This is a genomic window from Pseudarthrobacter sp. Hb11, assembly GCF_059383655.1.
The window spans coordinates 158203-173410 of sequence record NZ_JBWZCM010000001.1 but is presented as its reverse complement, the minus strand read 5'-3'; the positions used below and the strand labels follow the sequence as shown (position 1 = coordinate 173410).

Sequence of the window (15208 nt, the reverse complement as noted above, 5' to 3'; positions counted from 1 at the left end):
CCACTGTGGTGGAGGCCAGCCCTTTGCGTTTTGCAACTAAGCCAGCAGGGAAGGCTTCAGCTGCTGCAAGCGGCCCAGGAGGCCGTTGATGAACTGCGGCGACTCGTCGGTGGAAAGCGTCTTGGCCAGTGCCACTGCTTCGCTCACTGCCACGCCGTCCGGGACGTCATCGTTGTAGAGGAGCTCCCAGGTACCAATCCGCAGGATGATGCGGTCCACGGACGGCATCCGCTCAAGGGTCCAGCCCTGCGAGTACGTTTCGAGGAATTCATCGATGGCTGCCTGCTGGGACAGCACACCCTCAACGATTTCCAGGGTGTAAGGATTGACCACCTGGTCGGTCTTCTCACGGCGTGCCCGGAGCACGTTTAAGGCTGAAACCGAACGCTGCTCGGCCTCGAAAAGAACATCCAGGGCCCTGTTACGGGCTTTACCGCGTGCGCTCACTACTCGGTGACCCGGCCGAGGTAGCTGCCGTCGCGGGTGTCAACCTTGACCTTGGTGTTGTTCTCGATGAACAGCGGAACCTGGATCTCGTAGCCGGTCTCCAGGGTGGCGGGCTTGGTGCCGGCGGAGGAGCGGTCGCCCTGCAGGCCAGGCTCGGTGTAGGTGATTTCGAGCACGACGCTCGGCGGCAGTTCGATGTAGAGCGGGTTGCCCTCGTGGATGGCGATGTTGACCATCTGGTTTTCGAGCATGAAATTGGTGGCGTCGCCGACGGTAGCGCCGGAAACCGTGATCTGGTCGTAGTCGGAGGTGTCCATGAACACGAAGTCCGCGCCGTCCTGGTAAAGGTACTGGTAATCGCGGCGGTCAACGGTGGCGGTCTCGATCTTGAGCCCGGCGTTGAACGTCTTGTCCACAACCTTTCCGGACATCACGTTGCGCATCTTGGTACGCACGAAAGCGCCGCCCTTGCCCGGCTTGACGTGCTGGAATTCGATGATGTTCCAGAGCTGGCCCTCGAGCTTCAGGACCGTTCCGTTCTTGATGTCGTTAGTGGTTGCCACTGGTTTCCTCTGGTTTCTTTGCCTGGTCGCGTTGTCAGACGTTGTATGCCGGGCAGGCCTGCCAATCGGCCTGCCAGCGCGTATTTGTCAAAAATCGGGTCTTCGAAAAAAATTCAAGAACCATTCTACCGGGTTAATCCGCGGCCCCTTTCGGGACGGCCAGGCGGACACCGTCAGCAGGCCAGGTCCAGGACGTCCCGGGCACGCTGCAGCGCCACTGTAGATGAGTAGATGAGGGCGGCGTCGGCCGACTCGGCCACCCGCAGGTCCAGGGCGCGGGCGAAGGATTCGACTGCCGCGGATGTCTGGCCCGCTGTGTATTGGGTCTTGCCCAGGAACTGCAGGACCAGCGCCTCGCGGGGCGTCCCCTGCACCTCGGCGAGGAGTTGCCGGAACAGTTCCACGGCACGGTCCGGCCGGTTCGAAACCCGAAGCACTTCGGCCTCGAACGCCCGCAGCCTGAAGGATTCGGGATCCTTGAAACGCGCTTCGGCCAGCAGTTCCGCCGCCTCAGCAGAGTGCCCTTCCACCAGCAGGACAAAGATGTGGTCGGCGGGGTCCGTTGACACCGCCAGCGCGTGGCGGCAGGTGTCCTCATTCACGATCTGCGGCAGCAGGGTTTCGGGGTTGATGCGAATGCCCGGGAAGCCGGCGTCCGGCCAGTCTGCTGTGCCTTCCATGTCGCCGTGCATCAGGAAGCAATCTCCTGGTAGGCGGCGAACAGCAGCGAGGTGTCCGGGACGTCCAGGATGCCGGGCTTCGCCACGCCGTCCAGGATAACGAAGCGCAGCAGGTCGCCGCGGGATTTTTTGTCCCGGCGCATTCCGTCAAGCAGGCCTTGCCACCTGTCCCGGCGGTAGGTAACGGGGAGTCCCAGTCCGTCCAGGATGGTTCGGTGCCGGTCGGCGTCGGCGTCGCTGAGCCTGCCGACGCTGCGGGCGAGTTCGGCGGCGAACATCATGCCGACGGAGACGGCGGCGCCGTGGCGCCAGGAGTAGCGTTCCACCAGTTCGATGGCGTGGCCCAGAGTGTGTCCGTAGTTCAGAATCTCCCGGAGCCCGGATTCCTTGAGGTCCTCGGAGACAACTTTTGCCTTGACGGCGATGGCCCGCTCAATGAGCTCCCGAAGGACGGCCGACTGCGGATCGACCACCCCTTCCGGGTTCTTCTCGATGAGGTCCAGGATGGCGGGGTCGGCGATGAAACCGCACTTGATGACTTCTGCCATTCCGGAGATGATCTCGTTTTTCGGCAGGGTGTTCAGCGTGTCCAGGTCTGCCAGCACGGCGGCAGGAGGGTGGAAGGCACCCACCAGGTTTTTTCCTTCGGCGGTGTTGATGCCGGTTTTTCCACCCACGGATGCGTCCACCATCCCGAGCAGGCTGGTGGGCATGTGGATGACCTTGATGCCGCGCAGCCAGGTGGCGGCGACGAAGCCGGCCAGGTCCGTGACGGCGCCTCCTCCGACGGCGACGATCGCGTCGGAGCGGGTGAAGTCGTTCTGCCCGAGCACCTGCCAGCAGAAAGCGGCTACCTGGATGTGCTTGCCTTCTTCGGCGTCCGGGATTTCTGCTGTCAGGGCGGTGAAACCTGCTGACGCGAGCTCGTCACGGACGGTGTCGCCCGTGAGCCGGAGGGCACGCGGGTGGATGACCAGGACCCGCCGGACGCGCTCACCGAGCAGGCTGGAGAGGTCACCCAGCAGCCCCTGGCCCACCACGACGTCGTAGTTGTTAGCGGCGGATTCGCCGGTGACTTTGATGACTGTTGATTCCGCGCTCACTTTTCAACTTCCTGTTGGGCAGCTGCGTAGTCCCGCAGTGCTGCTTCAAGACGGCGTCCGAGCTCGGAAACCGAGCCATGCCGCACGTCCAGGGTTATGTCTGCCAGCCGTTCGTAGACGGGTTTGCGGGTGGCGAACATGGCCGTCCAGCGGCCCATCGCGTCTCCCGCCAGCAGCGGCCGCCCCGAATTCCGGGCGATGCGGCCCGCAACTGTGCTGGCGTCGCATTCCAAATACACCACGGTGCACCTGTTGATCAGCTGCTGGGTTCCGGAATCAAGCACAGCACCGCCGCCCAGGGAGATGACTGTGGCCGTGCCTTCCGCTGCCTCGACGACGTCCGCCACCGTCCGCGCCTCTATCTCGCGGAAGGCGTGCTCGCCGCGTCCGGCGAAGATCTTGGAAATGGATCCATGGGCTGCCACGATGACTGCGTCGGTGTCCACGAACGGGGCACCGAGCTGATGGGCAAGCTGCTGGCCGATGGCGGATTTACCCACGGCCATGGGCCCGATGAGAACCACCGGACGGCCCAGGGACGCGGTTTTGTTGCTGTGGGGCACTTACTGGCCGATCGAGTCCAGGGACGCCGGAATGCTGTCCAGGTAACCCTTGATGTTGCGTGCGGTCTCCGCCACGGAATCGCCGCCGAACTTTTCGGTGACCGCCTCGGCCAGGACCAGCGCCACCATGGCTTCAGCCACCACGCCGGCCGCCGGGACAGCACAGACATCCGAGCGCTGGTGGTGCGCCTTCGCGGCTTCCCCGGTGCTGACGTCAATGGTTTTCAGCGCACGGGGCACCGTGGCGATGGGCTTCATGGCCGCGCGGACGCGCAGGACGTCGCCGATGCTCATGCCGCCTTCGATGCCGCCGGCCCGGTTGCTGGTGCGGACGATGCGCCCGTCGGAATCCCTGACGATTTCGTCGTGGGCGGCCGAACCGCGGCGTGCGGCCGTCAGGAAGCCGTCGCCGACCTCCACGCCCTTGATGGCCTGGATGCCCATCAGTGCTGCGGCGAGCCGGGAATCTAGCCGGCGGTCCCAGTGCACGTAGCTGCCCAGACCCGGCGGGAGTCCGTAGGCGAGGACTTCAACCACCCCACCCAGGGTTTCGCCCTCCTTGTGCGCGGCATCCACCTCGGCCACCATTGCGTTGGAGGTTTCCCGGTCAAAGCAGCGCAGCGGATCCGAGTCCAGGGCCAGCACGTCCGTGGGAACCGGCAGCGGGCGCCCCTCGGGTACCGTGACCGTTGCGATGGAGACGGTGTGGCTGACAAGTTCGATGCCGAGGTGCTTCAGGAACTGCGCGGCGACGGTGCCCATGGCCACGCGGGTGGCAGTTTCACGGGCGCTGGCGCGTTCCAGGACGGGCCGGGCCTCGTCGAAGCCGTACTTCTGCATCCCGGTGAAGTCGGCGTGCCCGGGGCGGGGGCGGGTCAGCGGTGCATTGCGGGCCTGGTCGGCGAGCAGTTCGGCAGCAACCGGATCGGCCGACATGATCTGCTCCCACTTGGGCCATTCCGTATTGCCCACCTGGATGGCCACGGGACCGCCCTGCGTGAGGCCGTGCCGGACGCCGCCGAGGATGGTCACAACGTCCTGTTCGAACTTCATGCGTGCGCCGCGGCCATAGCCCAGGCGGCGGCGGGCCAGTGAATCAGCGATGTGCCCGCTGGTGATCTCCACACCGGCGGGGACGCCTTCAATAATTCCCATCAGGGCCGGGCCATGGGATTCACCGGCAGTCAACCAACGCAACATATTTTCCATCCTGCCACGTATGGCGGTCACAACGCCCGTCGGGGAAGGCCGACTGCGTCACACATCACATCTATGACAGATGCGTTAACTTCTTCTTCGAGGTGGCTGAACAGGCGCACCTGTTCCACGGCCTGGTACAGCAGCATTTCGAGGCCGGGCACCACGGCGCCGCCGCCGGCCTCCCACACTGACGCAATGAGGCTGGGCCAGGGATCGTAGGCCACATCCAGCAGAACGCCGGACGTGGAAGTCTTCAGTGCCGCAATTTCTGCCGCCAGCCCGTCTGCCGCGCGTGGCGGCAGGGTGGAAATAACGACGTCGGCAGCGGCCGTTGGTTTCGCCGCCTCCGTGAGGGGGCGGATCTCCAGGGAGAGGCCAAGGCTTTCTGCGGCGGCGCGGACCTCGGGGGTGCGGGAGGGATCACGGACGAAGAGCAGCGCCGAGCCGGCTCCCAGTTCCGTCAAGGCTGCAACGGCAGCGGCCGCCGTCCCGCCCCCGCCTAAGATAACGGGCTCAACGGGCGTTCCCCCGCCTGCATGGCGAACGGCGTTAACGATTCCTGTGACGTCCGTATTGAACCCGATGGCCCGGGAACCGCTCCCGTGCTTCTCGAAAACTACGGTATTCACCACGCCCAGGGTCCGCGCAACACCGCGCACTTCGTCCACCTCACTGACCATGGCCGACTTCAAGGGCATGGTGACGGACAGGCCGCGCCAGCTTGGCTGGTCCCGAAGCTGCCGCATCAACGAGGGCAGCATCTGTTCAGTGACATCGATGGCCGTATAGCTGATGCCGATGCCCAGCCGGCTGTACGCCGCGTGATGCAGTGCCGGAGACTTTGAGTGGCTGATGGGGTGGCCCAGGACGGCTGCCCGCAGGCTCATGCGCAGCGGCCAACGTTCGCCGTGCACCAGGCGTTGTACTGGTCAACGTAGGTGTTGTGTTCAGCCAGCGTCCGGGAGAACTTCGTTTCCTTGGTGTCCAGGTTGATGGTTACCCAGTACAGGAAGTCGTTGGACTTGGGCTTGGCAGCAGCGTCGATGGCTGCCTTTCCCGGAGAACCGATGGGGCCAGGGGGCAGGCCCGGATTCGCGTAGGTGTTGTACGGGTTGGACTTGTCCTGGCGCTGTTCGTCCGTGAAGTTGTAGCTCTTGGTGCCCAGGCCGTAGGTGACGGCAGAGTCCACCTGCAGGAAGCCGTTGGTCTGGTCATTGGGCTTGAGCCGGTTGTAGATTGCACCGGCCACGTCACCGTACTCAGCCTGGCCACCCTCGGCCTGCACGATGCTGGCCACGATGACTGCCTTGTACTGCTTGGCCGGATCTGTGATGCCCTGGGACTCAAGCTCGTCCACGGTGGTCTTGACCAGCGACTGGAGGATGTCCTTCGCCGACGTGCCAAGTGGGTAACGGTGCTCCCCCGGGGCCAGGTACCCTTCAAGGTTCTTGGCAGTTTTGGGGAGGCCGAACTGGGCCGGCTGGTTGCTAAGGGCCTGCAGATCCTGGATGGAGATGCCGGAGCCTTCGGAGATCGCCTGCAGGGACTCATCAATCCGCAGGCCCGCGCTGAGGGCAAAGTAGATCACCTTGGCCTGGTCCTTGCCGAGCAGGACGTTGACAGCGTCGGCGTTCTTCATCTCGGTCTTGAAGGTGTAGTCGCCCGGGGCCAGTACCCCGCCGGAGGCGGTGAATGCCTGGAGGAAGGTGTCGGAATTCGCGACGACACGCTCTCCCTCCAGCTTGCTGGCAACGGAACGGGTGCCTTCCCCGTTCTCGACAGTCACCGTGACTTCGCCTGAGCCGGGCCCCGGAAAGTCGCTGGGCTTGTCGTTGCCTAGCAGCGGCTTCAGGAACTGGGCCCCGACAGCGACAGCCGTGACGAAAACGGCAAGTGTGAGGAACAGCGCCAACAACCTGCGGCGCCGGCGGACCTTTCTGGACGGCTTGGCCACTACAGGCGCCGCCGCGGCGGGCAGGAACTCGTTGCCCCCGGCGTCGTGGTGCGCATCGTTGTAATGCCCCTGGTCATAGTGTCCCTCGTGGTGGAGGGCGTCGTCGTGATGCACGCCCTCCTCGTAGTGGTGCCCCTCGGCATAGTGGGCATCGTCGTCGTAATGCCCATCCGCTGCATGGCGGTGCCCGGCGAGGGCAGGCTCGGGGTAGGAAACGTGGGCGTCGTTGTGATGGACGCCGTCATGCTGAACCCCGGGACGCTGCTCGTCCCCGTGGTGCACGCCAACGTGCTGCCCGTCGTCGTGATGTTCATCGTTTTCCAGTCGCTGCCCCGGGAGCTGCGGCTCCTCATGATGAAGGTGCTGGATGGACGGCGGCGCCTGTGGAGCGGCCGGAACAGCCTGCTCCCCGGGGACCTCTGGAAGAGGCCCGGCGACGGCCGGCGGCCCGGAGGGCGGCGGCGGAACGTCGTGCCCCGTTTCGTAAGCCTGCTCAGGCACGACGCCCTGGAGTCCGGTGTCAGAGGTCTTTTGGCGCGCCCGGAGTTCCTTGCGGGTCAGCGGCCTCGCTGCCCCGGCGTCCAAGGGGCCGGAAGCGTCATCAATATTGGCAGGACTCACTGTTGCCTTCCATCATTTGAAGATTGCTCCGTGACCGGGGTGACGTGGACACTCTCATCCACTTTGCTGACCCCCGGGTCAACGGAAGGGGAGGGCGCGGTCACGCGTCGGCCGACATCCGCTCCCCTGGCTTTTTGCATGTCAAGGGCGTGCTGGAGGATACCTGCCGCCGCGACCTGATCAACTACTTTACGGTGATTCCGGCTGCTCATGCCAGCTTCGTGCAGGTTGCGGTGGGCGGTAACACTGCTGAGGCGCTCGTCCACCAGGTTCACCGGCACGGCCAAAGCCCGTGCCGACAGCTCTGCAGCCAGCAGTTCTGCGTACTCGGTGGCCATTTTCGCGGACGCGTGCTCTTCACCCTTCATGGTACGGGGCAAGCCCACGATGACCTGTACCGCGCCAAGTTCCTCGACCAGGTTGGCAATGACCCGGACGTCGGAGTTCTTCTTGGCATTCCGGTCCAGCGTCTTGTAGGGCGTGGCCAGGATCGAGTCGCGGTCGCAGATGGCCACGCCTACCCGGACGGTGCCGACGTCGACCCCCAGTTTGATGCCCTGGGGGCTGGCGCCGGCTACAGAAGGATTGGTCATAGGAGGGTTATCGGCCTGAAATGGCGTCCACGACGGCTGCCAGGGCGGGGGCCACCTTGCCGGCGTCCGTTCCGCCGCCCTGGGCAACGTCGTCCTTGCCGCCACCGCCGCCGCCGAGGATCCCGGCGGCCAGCCGTACCAGGGCACCTGCCTTGACGCCGGATTCCCGTGCGGCTTCATTCGTGGCCACCAGGATCATGGGACGGTCGTTCGCGACACCGGCAACAGCCACCGTAGCGGCGGTGGAGCCCAAACGGTTCCGCAGGTCCAGCGCCAGGCCGCGGAGGTCGTCCGCGCCGCTGACCTGCCCGGCGTCGTGGGCAATAACGCTGACCCCGGAGGCATCCCTGGCGCTGTTGACGAGCTGGGCGGCGGAAGCAGCCAGCTGTTCCTTGCGGAGCCTGTCGAGCTCCTTCTCCGTAGCCTTGAGCTTCGCAAGGGTGGCGGCGATCCTGTCGGCCAGCTGGCCGGACGGGACCTTGAGCAGGTCGGTCAGTTCGGTCACCAGGGCACGCTCGGCAGCGAGGTGGCGGAATGCCTCCATGCCTACAAACGCCTCGACGCGGCGGTTTCCTGAACCGACCGACTGTTCGCCCAGGAGCGAGAGGCTGCCGATCAGCGAGGTGTTGGCCACGTGCGTTCCACCGCACAGCTCACGGGACCACGCGCCGTCGATCTCCACGACGCGCACTTCGCTGCCGTAGTTCTCGCCGAAGAGGGCCATGGCTCCCAGGGCCTTGGCCTCGGCCAGTCCCATCACCTTGGTCTCCACGGAGTAGTTGTTCCGGATGGCGAGGTTGGAGACCTCTTCGATTTCCGAGCGGGTGGCAGTGCTCAGGCCCTCGCCCCAGGCGAAGTCGAAGCGCAGGTAGCCGGCCTTGTTGTAGGACCCGCGCTGGGTAGCTTCCGGCCCGAGGATCTGGTGCAGCGCGGCGTGCACAATGTGCGTGCCGGTGTGGGCCTGTTCGGCGGCGTGGCGGCGTTCGCGGTCGACGGCGGCACGAACCAGCGAGTCCGAGCCGATTTCGCCTTCACGGACAATCGCCTTGTGGACGCTCAGGCCCTTCAGCGGACGCTGGACATCGAGGACCTCGACGACGAACCCGTCGCCGGTGATCAGGCCGGTGTCCGCGGCCTGTCCGCCTGCCTCTGCGTAGAACGGGGTCTCCGAGAGCACGAGCTCGATCTCGTCGCCCGTGGACGCCTGCTGTACCGGCCGTCCTCCCGTGAGGATGCCGCGGACGCGGGACTCGCCGTCGAGCTCGGTATAACCGGTGAAGACCGTCTCGCCCTGGGCGAGGAACTCCTGGAAGGCGCTGAGATCTGCGTGGCCGCCCTTTTTGCCTTTCGCATCGGCCTGGGCACGCGTGCGCTGCTCCTGCATCAGGCTGCGGAATGCTGCCTCATCCACCTGGAGCCCGGCCTCCTCCGCCATTTCCAGCGTGAGGTCGATGGGGAACCCGTAGGTGTCGTGCAGGGCGAATGCGTCGGCGCCGGAGAGTGGTTTGTTGGCGGCCTTGGACTCCTTGACGGCGTCCTCAAGCCGGGCGGTGCCGGAGGCGATGGTGCGCAGGAACGCCTTCTCCTCTGCGTAGGCGATGCGGCTGATGCGGGCAAAGTCGGTGTCCACCACCGGGTAGACGCCCTTCATGGCATCCCGTGAGGCGGGCAGCAGTTCCGGCAGGCAGGCCTGTTCCACGCCCAGGAGGCGCATGGATCGTACGGCACGCCGGATGAGCCGGCGCAGGACGTAGCCGCGGCCCTCGTTGGAGGGTGTCACGCCATCGGAAATCAGCATCAGCGCCGAGCGGATGTGGTCGCCCACCACGCGCATACGGACGTCGTCCGTGTGGTGCGGATCGTCAGGCGTTTCCGCTGACGTGTATTCCTTGCCCGAGAGCTCCGCGGCCTTGTCGATCACCGGACGGACCTGGTCGGTCTCGTACATGTTCTCGACGCCCTGCAGGATCATGGCCAGGCGCTCCATGCCAAGGCCGGTATCGATGTTGCGCTTGGGCAGTTCGCCCACAACATCAAAGTCTTCCTTTGAACGGACGTTCTCGATCTGGTACTGCATAAACACGAGGTTCCAAATCTCGATGTACCGGTTCTCGTCCGCCAGCGGGCCGCCCTCAATGCCGTAGGCGGGGCCGCGATCGTAGTAGATCTCGGAGCAGGGACCGGCGGGTCCGGGCTGGCCGGTGTGCCAGTAGTTGTCCGATTTCCCCATTTTCTGGATGCGCTCGGCCGGAACACCGGTGTTCTTCAGCCAGAGATCCTTGGCTTCGTCGTCCTCTTCGTAAACCGTCACCCACAGCAGTTCAGGCGAAAGGCCGTAGCCGCCGTCGTCCACGTTTTTGGTCAGCAGTTCCCAGGCGAACTTGATGGCGTCTTCCTTGAAGTAGTCGCCGAAGGAGAAGTTGCCGCACATCTGGAAGAAGGTGCCGTGCCGGGCGGTCTTGCCCACTTCCTCGATGTCGCCGGTACGGATGCATTTCTGCACGCTGGTGGCGCGGGAGTAGGGCGGTTCTTCGCGTGCCGTGAGGTAGGGAATGAACGGAACCATGCCGGCGACCGTAAACAGCAGCGAGGGGTCGCTGGAGACCAGCGATGCGGAGGGAACCGCGGTGTGGCCCTTGCTGACAAAAAAGTCAACCCAGCGCTTAGTGATCTCCTGCGACTTCATGAGCTGTTTACTTACCCTTCTTGGTCCACGCACGTGCGTGGAAGTTCGTTCGCTTGGCAGTTCCGTGGGCACGGTTGCTGCCGGTTGTTCAATAAGGCCGGCCTGGCTGGGCCCGGCCGGTTGCCGGGTCAGCGGCGGACCAGTTCTCCGGATTCCACCCCAAGGGCGGCTCGAAGATCCGTTTCCCGTTCACGCATGCCGTCGCGGATGGCGTCGGCGAAGTCGTAGACCCCGTCGGCGAGCCGGCCCGCGGCCCGGTTCAGGCCCTGCGGACCAAGTGTGGACTGCATGCTGGCCTGCGCCTCAGTGACTTTGCGGAACGCGATGACTCCGATCGCCACGCCGATTCCCATCCAGACAAGTCGTTTCATTCTAAGTTCTCCGGAGTTCAGCGGCTGCGGCGGCCGGCGGCGGGTTTTTTTCGATTGGCCAGCGCGGTGCGGACGCCGTAGCTGAACGCTGCCACTTTAATGAGCGGCGAGCCAACCGTGGCGGCAACCAGCGAGGAAAGTGCGGACAGGTTGGCTGACGCGTCGGAGACGTTCGAGGAAATGCCGTCCACCTTCTTCAGCTGCTGGTTGGTGGTGGACACGGTGGCCGTGACCTCGTCCATCAGCGGTGTGGCGCCGTCACTGAGGGACCGGATGGACGTGCGGACCTCGTCCAGGACCTTGCCCAGCTTCAAAATGGGCACCGCAAGCAACAGCACCAGGAGCGCAAACACTCCGGCAGCGATCAGGCCGGCAATATCGCCACCAGACATAGACGTTCATCTCCTAGAAATTCCGTGGTTCGTTCCACCCGGCGGATGCGTCGTAAAGCGCATTCCGCGGATGTCCCCCAAGTACCTTACATACAAAGAAGCCCGCGGCGCTTGCCACGGGCTTCTTTGGATACGCTGCTGAAATTTAGCGTGCGTAGAATTCGACGACCAGCTGCTCTTCGCAGGTCACGGGGACCTCGGAGCGCTTGGGGCGGCGGACCAGGCGTGCCTGCAGGGCTTCCAGCTTGACGTCCAGGTAGGCCGGAACGGCCGGCAGGACGTCGCGGTGGGCGCCGGCTGCTGCAACCTGGAGCGGAACCATGGTTTCGCTGCGGCTGTGGACGTGGACCAGCTGGCCCTCGCCGACGCGGAACGACGGGCGGTCAACGCGGATGCCATCAACCATGATGTGGCGGTGCACAACCAGCTGGCGGGCCTGGGCGATGGTGCGGGCAAAGCCGGCACGCAGGACCAGGGCGTCAAGACGCATTTCGAGCAGTTCGATGAGGTTTTCACCGGTCAGGCCCTTGGTGCGGCGTGCTTCTTCGAAGGCACGGGTCATCTGTGCTTCGCGGATGCCGTACTGGGCGCGCAGGCGCTGCTTTTCGCGCAGACGTACGGCGTAGTCAGAGTCCTGCTTCTTGCGGGCACGGCCATGCTCACCGGGGCCGTACGGGCGGCGCTCCATGTACTTGGCGGCCTTGGGGGTCAGAGCGATGCCGAGGGACCGCGAGAGGCGGGCCTGACGGCGAGCACGAGTGTTGTTAGCCACTTGTGTCCTTCCAATATCTGCGGTGTGTCAGTGTTACTGGCCTCCATCATGGAGAGCATGGGCCAACCGCTGCCTTTTGCTACTGGGTTCAGGGCACAACCAAGCGGATAAGTTCCAGTGATTGGGCGCCCGGACCTTGCCAGACAAACATCAATCCTAGCACGGTGCCTACTTGCCCCTGACGATCTTCCTCAGCCGCTCCAACCGCACCGCGATGTCCCGCTCTGCGCCGTTGCCCGTTGGCTGGTAATAGTCCTTCCCCACGAGGTCATCCGGCGGGTACTGCTGCGCGGCCACTGAGTGCGGAGCGTCGTGGGCGTACTTGTAGCCGAGGCCATGCCCCAGCTGCTTGGAACCAGGGTAGTGCGCGTCCCTCAGGTGGGCGGGGATGCCGTTCCCCAGGCCGGCACGAACGTCGGCGACGGCCTTGTTGAGACCCATATATGCGGCGTTGGACTTGGGCGCCGTTGCCAGGTGCACCACGGCTTCCGCCAAGACGATCCGCCCCTCGGGCATCCCGATCAGCTGTACTGCCTGGGCTGCCGCCACGGCGGTCTGCAGGGCGGTGGGATCAGCCATGCCCACATCCTCAGCCGCTGAGATCACGATCCGGCGGGCGACGAAGCGTGGGTCCTCCCCTGCTTCGAGCATCCGCGCCAAATAGTGAAGGGCGGCGTCCACATCGGACCCGCGGACGGACTTGATGAAGGCGCTGGCCACGTCATAATGCTGGTCACCAGCCCGGTCGTAACGGACCGCGGCCACGTCCAGGGCACGCTCGGTGTGCTTGAGCGCCACCTGAACCACCCCTTCACCGGCGTCGTCCACATCCCCGAACGCCACTCCCGCCGCGGCCTCCAGCGCCGTCAGGGCCCGCCGCGCGTCGCCGCCGGAAAGCCGAACGAGATGCGCCAGGGCTTCGTCGTCGAGCTTAACTTTGCCGCCAAGCCCACGGTTGTCCACAACGGCACGCTGAAGGAGCCCTTCGATGTCAGCATCGGTCAAGGGCTTGAGGGTCAGCAGCAGGGAGCGGGACAGAAGCGGTGACACCACGGAGAACGAGGGGTTCTCGGTTGTTGCCGCCACCAGGACCACCCACCTGTTTTCGACGCCGGGCAGCAGCGCGTCCTGCTGGGCTTTGTTGAAGCGGTGGATCTCATCGAGGAACAGGACGGTAGTGGTTTTGTAGAGGTCCCGGGCGGTCAGTGCGTCGTCCATCACCCGCCGCACATCCTTGACCCCGGCGGTAATGGCCGAAAGTTCCACGAACTTACGGCCCGGACCCCTGGCGATCACGTGGGCCAGGGTGGTCTTTCCCGTGCCGGGAGGGCCCCAGAGGATCAATGAAGTGGGGCCTGCGGGTCCGGCTGCGTCCGCGCCTGCCGCCAGCTGCCGCAGCGGCGAGCCCTGGCCCAGCAGGTGCTGCTGGCCGATCACCTCGTCCAGGATACGTGGCCGCATCCGCACGGCCAGCGGGCTCCGCTGCTTGGCACCGGCGCTGGAGGGAGCGCTGTCCACGGCAACGGGACCGTCGTCGTCGTCATCATTGCCCGGTCCATGCCCAAAGAGATCTTCCACATAGATAGGCTACTTCCAGTTCATCCAGGGCTTCCGCGCGGAAGCTGCCGCCGTTCAGCGAAGGATTCCCGCATGTCCGCACATAGCCCCGCCGGCGGGCAGCGGCCCTCCTTCGTCCGCACCGCCTTCGTCCCGGGCAGCCGCCTGCGCGGCTGGGCCGAGAGGTTCGGGGCGGGGCACGGCGGGTATCAGGTGAGGGATGACGACGACGGCCTGCGCCTTCTGGCGGATGACGGCGCCGCAGCGCTCCTGCAGGCTCCGTGGCCCAGCGACGGCCGTCCGGGCCGCGGCGCGGACGCCTTGGAAAGACTCGCGTCCCTCGCGTCGCAGCCGCGCCGGCTTGGCCTTTTGCTGGTCCGGCGCGGAGGTTATGGCGTGGCGGTGGCCAGCGAAGGTCTGGTGCTGGCGTCGAAAGTGGGCTCCACCTACGTGCAATCCCGGACGGCAGCGGGCGGACAGTCCCAGCAGCGGTTTGCCCGGCGCCGGTCCAACCAGGCGGACGCACTGGTGGAAGCTGTTGCGGAGCAAACGCTTCGGGTGTTCAGCAGCGGGTCCTTCGAATACATGGTTCCCGGCGGCGACAGGGCGTTGGCGGGCCTTGTCCTTGAACACCCGGCCCTGCGGGACTATTCGAAGTTCCCGCGGCTGGCCTACCTTGACGTTCCGGACCCCAGGACCGCGGTGCTGAAGAAGGCGGCGGCGGATGCGTGTGCGGTCCGGATCCAGGTCAGCGATCCCCCGGCGTCCTAGCTCGACCATCCCTGCTTCAGTCAGCCCAATTCGACGGTTCCCTGCCAATTCGATGCGGCGGAACGTCGAGCGGGCAGGGAACCGTCGAAACGGCGCCATGGAGCAAGGTGGTCAGCAGCCCGTCAGCGCCCGGCGGGGCCGCTGCTGGCGGTAGAGGTACCGGCCCGATTCCTTGAACCCGGCTTGGCCGTACAACTGCTGGGCGGCGTGATTCGCTGCGGTGACCAGCAACCAGAAGCGGTCCAGGCCGCGGGTGGTTCCCTCGGACAGGAGCGCCTGCAGCACCAGCGAAGCGAACCCCCGCCGGCGGTGGGACGGGGACGTGGCCATGCAGTAGATCCCGCCCGTACCGTCCACCTGGGCGAGCCGGCCGACGGCGGCCGGCCCGCCGTCGTCGTCCCTCACGAGCGCATAAAGGGCAGGGCATCCCCTCAGGATGCTCCGCACAGTTTCCTGTTCTGCGTGGCCGCCCCGGCCGTCCACGCTCCACCAAAGGTCCAGCCATTCCTCGTCCGGCTGGTCCAGGATGTCGACCTTCCCAGCAGCCGCTGCGGGCACCGGCTCCGTCCCGGCCGGCAGGGCCATGATCAGCGTTTCCGACTGGCGGGTGAACCCTTGTTCGTCCAGGAAGGCGCTCAGGCCGGAGTTGGCAGGCGTGTCCGTCATCTGGAAGATCAGGGGCAACCGCCGCTGCCGGTACCACTGAACCGCCCCGCGCAGCGCATCCGGCGGTTCCGCCGCGGTGTCCCGCGGCCACACCGAGTTGGCCCGCTGGGTGACCCCATCGGCAGCACGAAGGACCCACTCCCCCGTATCGTGACGCTCGACGGCGGGCCAGGCCGCGTCCATCAGCGCTTCATAGGCGCGGGCCGGCCGACCCGGAGGGCTGTGCACCATGGGGTCTCCTGTCTTCGGATAAACCTGAAGGCCCTCCC

At 65.5% G+C, this 15208-nt stretch carries 16 protein-coding genes; 1 reads left to right on the top strand and 15 read right to left on the bottom strand.

Annotated features, from left to right (window positions below; genetic code table 11):
- Window positions 1–36 precede the first annotated feature (36 nt).
- From nusB to AC50X7_RS00800, 14 genes are all read right to left on the bottom strand, one after another.
- Window positions 37–447 carry a transcription antitermination factor NusB gene (gene nusB, locus AC50X7_RS00865; protein ID WP_494977338.1) on the bottom strand — a complete coding sequence of 137 codons (411 nt, stop codon included), beginning with the start codon at window positions 445–447 and terminating at the stop codon, window positions 37–39.
- Entirely contained in the window at window positions 447–1010 is a 564-nt protein-coding gene (gene efp / locus AC50X7_RS00860) for an elongation factor P (RefSeq protein WP_066276200.1), read from the bottom strand. The genes nusB and efp overlap by 1 nt, the downstream gene beginning before the upstream one ends.
- A gap of 173 nt (window positions 1011–1183) precedes the next feature.
- A complete protein-coding gene (locus AC50X7_RS00855; RefSeq protein WP_494977337.1) occupies window positions 1184–1702 on the bottom strand; it encodes a tetratricopeptide repeat protein in 519 nt (172 codons plus the stop codon).
- On the bottom strand, window positions 1702–2793 hold the full coding sequence (aroB, locus tag AC50X7_RS00850; RefSeq protein ID WP_494977336.1) for a 3-dehydroquinate synthase: 1092 nt from the start codon (window positions 2791–2793) through the stop codon (window positions 1702–1704). Before aroB ends, AC50X7_RS00855 begins: the two co-directional genes overlap by 1 nt.
- Window positions 2790–3299, bottom strand: coding sequence for a shikimate kinase (locus AC50X7_RS00845; protein ID WP_494977809.1), 510 nt, complete (start codon window positions 3297–3299; stop codon window positions 2790–2792). The genes aroB and AC50X7_RS00845 overlap by 4 nt, the downstream gene beginning before the upstream one ends.
- 57 nt (window positions 3300–3356) lie before the next feature.
- The gene (gene aroC / locus AC50X7_RS00840) at window positions 3357–4556 is read right to left on the bottom strand and encodes a chorismate synthase (RefSeq protein ID WP_494977335.1); all 1200 of its coding nucleotides are present in this window, start codon (window positions 4554–4556) and stop codon (window positions 3357–3359) included.
- A gap of 26 nt (window positions 4557–4582) precedes the next feature.
- The gene (locus AC50X7_RS00835) at window positions 4583–5443 is read right to left on the bottom strand and encodes a shikimate dehydrogenase (RefSeq protein WP_494977334.1); all 861 of its coding nucleotides are present in this window, start codon (window positions 5441–5443) and stop codon (window positions 4583–4585) included.
- The gene (gene mltG, locus AC50X7_RS00830) at window positions 5440–7131 is read right to left on the bottom strand and encodes an endolytic transglycosylase MltG (RefSeq protein WP_494977333.1); all 1692 of its coding nucleotides are present in this window, start codon (window positions 7129–7131) and stop codon (window positions 5440–5442) included. The genes AC50X7_RS00835 and mltG overlap by 4 nt, the downstream gene beginning before the upstream one ends.
- Window positions 7128–7724: a Holliday junction resolvase RuvX gene (ruvX, locus tag AC50X7_RS00825; RefSeq protein WP_494977332.1), complete on the bottom strand. Its 597-nt coding sequence runs from the start codon at window positions 7722–7724 to the stop codon at window positions 7128–7130. Before ruvX ends, mltG begins: the two co-directional genes overlap by 4 nt.
- A 7-nt stretch (window positions 7725–7731) precedes the next feature.
- Window positions 7732–10410, bottom strand: a complete 2679-nt coding sequence (gene alaS / locus AC50X7_RS00820; RefSeq protein WP_494977331.1) for an alanine--tRNA ligase — start codon at window positions 10408–10410, stop codon at window positions 7732–7734.
- A 128-nt stretch (window positions 10411–10538) separates the two neighbouring features.
- Complete coding sequence (locus AC50X7_RS00815) at window positions 10539–10781, bottom strand: hypothetical protein (protein WP_494977330.1); 243 nt, start codon at window positions 10779–10781, stop codon at window positions 10539–10541.
- 17 nt (window positions 10782–10798) lie between these two features.
- Window positions 10799–11173: a DUF948 domain-containing protein gene (locus tag AC50X7_RS00810; protein WP_050054932.1), complete on the bottom strand. Its 375-nt coding sequence runs from the start codon at window positions 11171–11173 to the stop codon at window positions 10799–10801.
- A 145-nt stretch (window positions 11174–11318) separates the two neighbouring features.
- Window positions 11319–11945: a 30S ribosomal protein S4 gene (gene rpsD, locus AC50X7_RS00805; protein ID WP_142031347.1), complete on the bottom strand. Its 627-nt coding sequence runs from the start codon at window positions 11943–11945 to the stop codon at window positions 11319–11321.
- 168 nt (window positions 11946–12113) lie between these two features.
- Window positions 12114–13523, bottom strand: a complete 1410-nt coding sequence (locus AC50X7_RS00800; protein ID WP_494977329.1) for a replication-associated recombination protein A — start codon at window positions 13521–13523, stop codon at window positions 12114–12116.
- Between the two features lie 72 nt (window positions 13524–13595).
- Between AC50X7_RS00800 and AC50X7_RS00795 the strand changes: the two genes are divergently transcribed.
- Window positions 13596–14273, top strand: coding sequence for an acVLRF1 family peptidyl-tRNA hydrolase (locus AC50X7_RS00795; protein ID WP_494977328.1), 678 nt, complete (start codon window positions 13596–13598; stop codon window positions 14271–14273).
- A 111-nt stretch (window positions 14274–14384) separates the two neighbouring features.
- Here the strand turns inward: AC50X7_RS00795 and AC50X7_RS00790 are convergent, their stop codons facing one another.
- Complete coding sequence (locus AC50X7_RS00790; protein WP_494977327.1) at window positions 14385–15170, bottom strand: GNAT family N-acetyltransferase; 786 nt, start codon at window positions 15168–15170, stop codon at window positions 14385–14387.
- Window positions 15171–15208 lie beyond the last annotated feature (38 nt).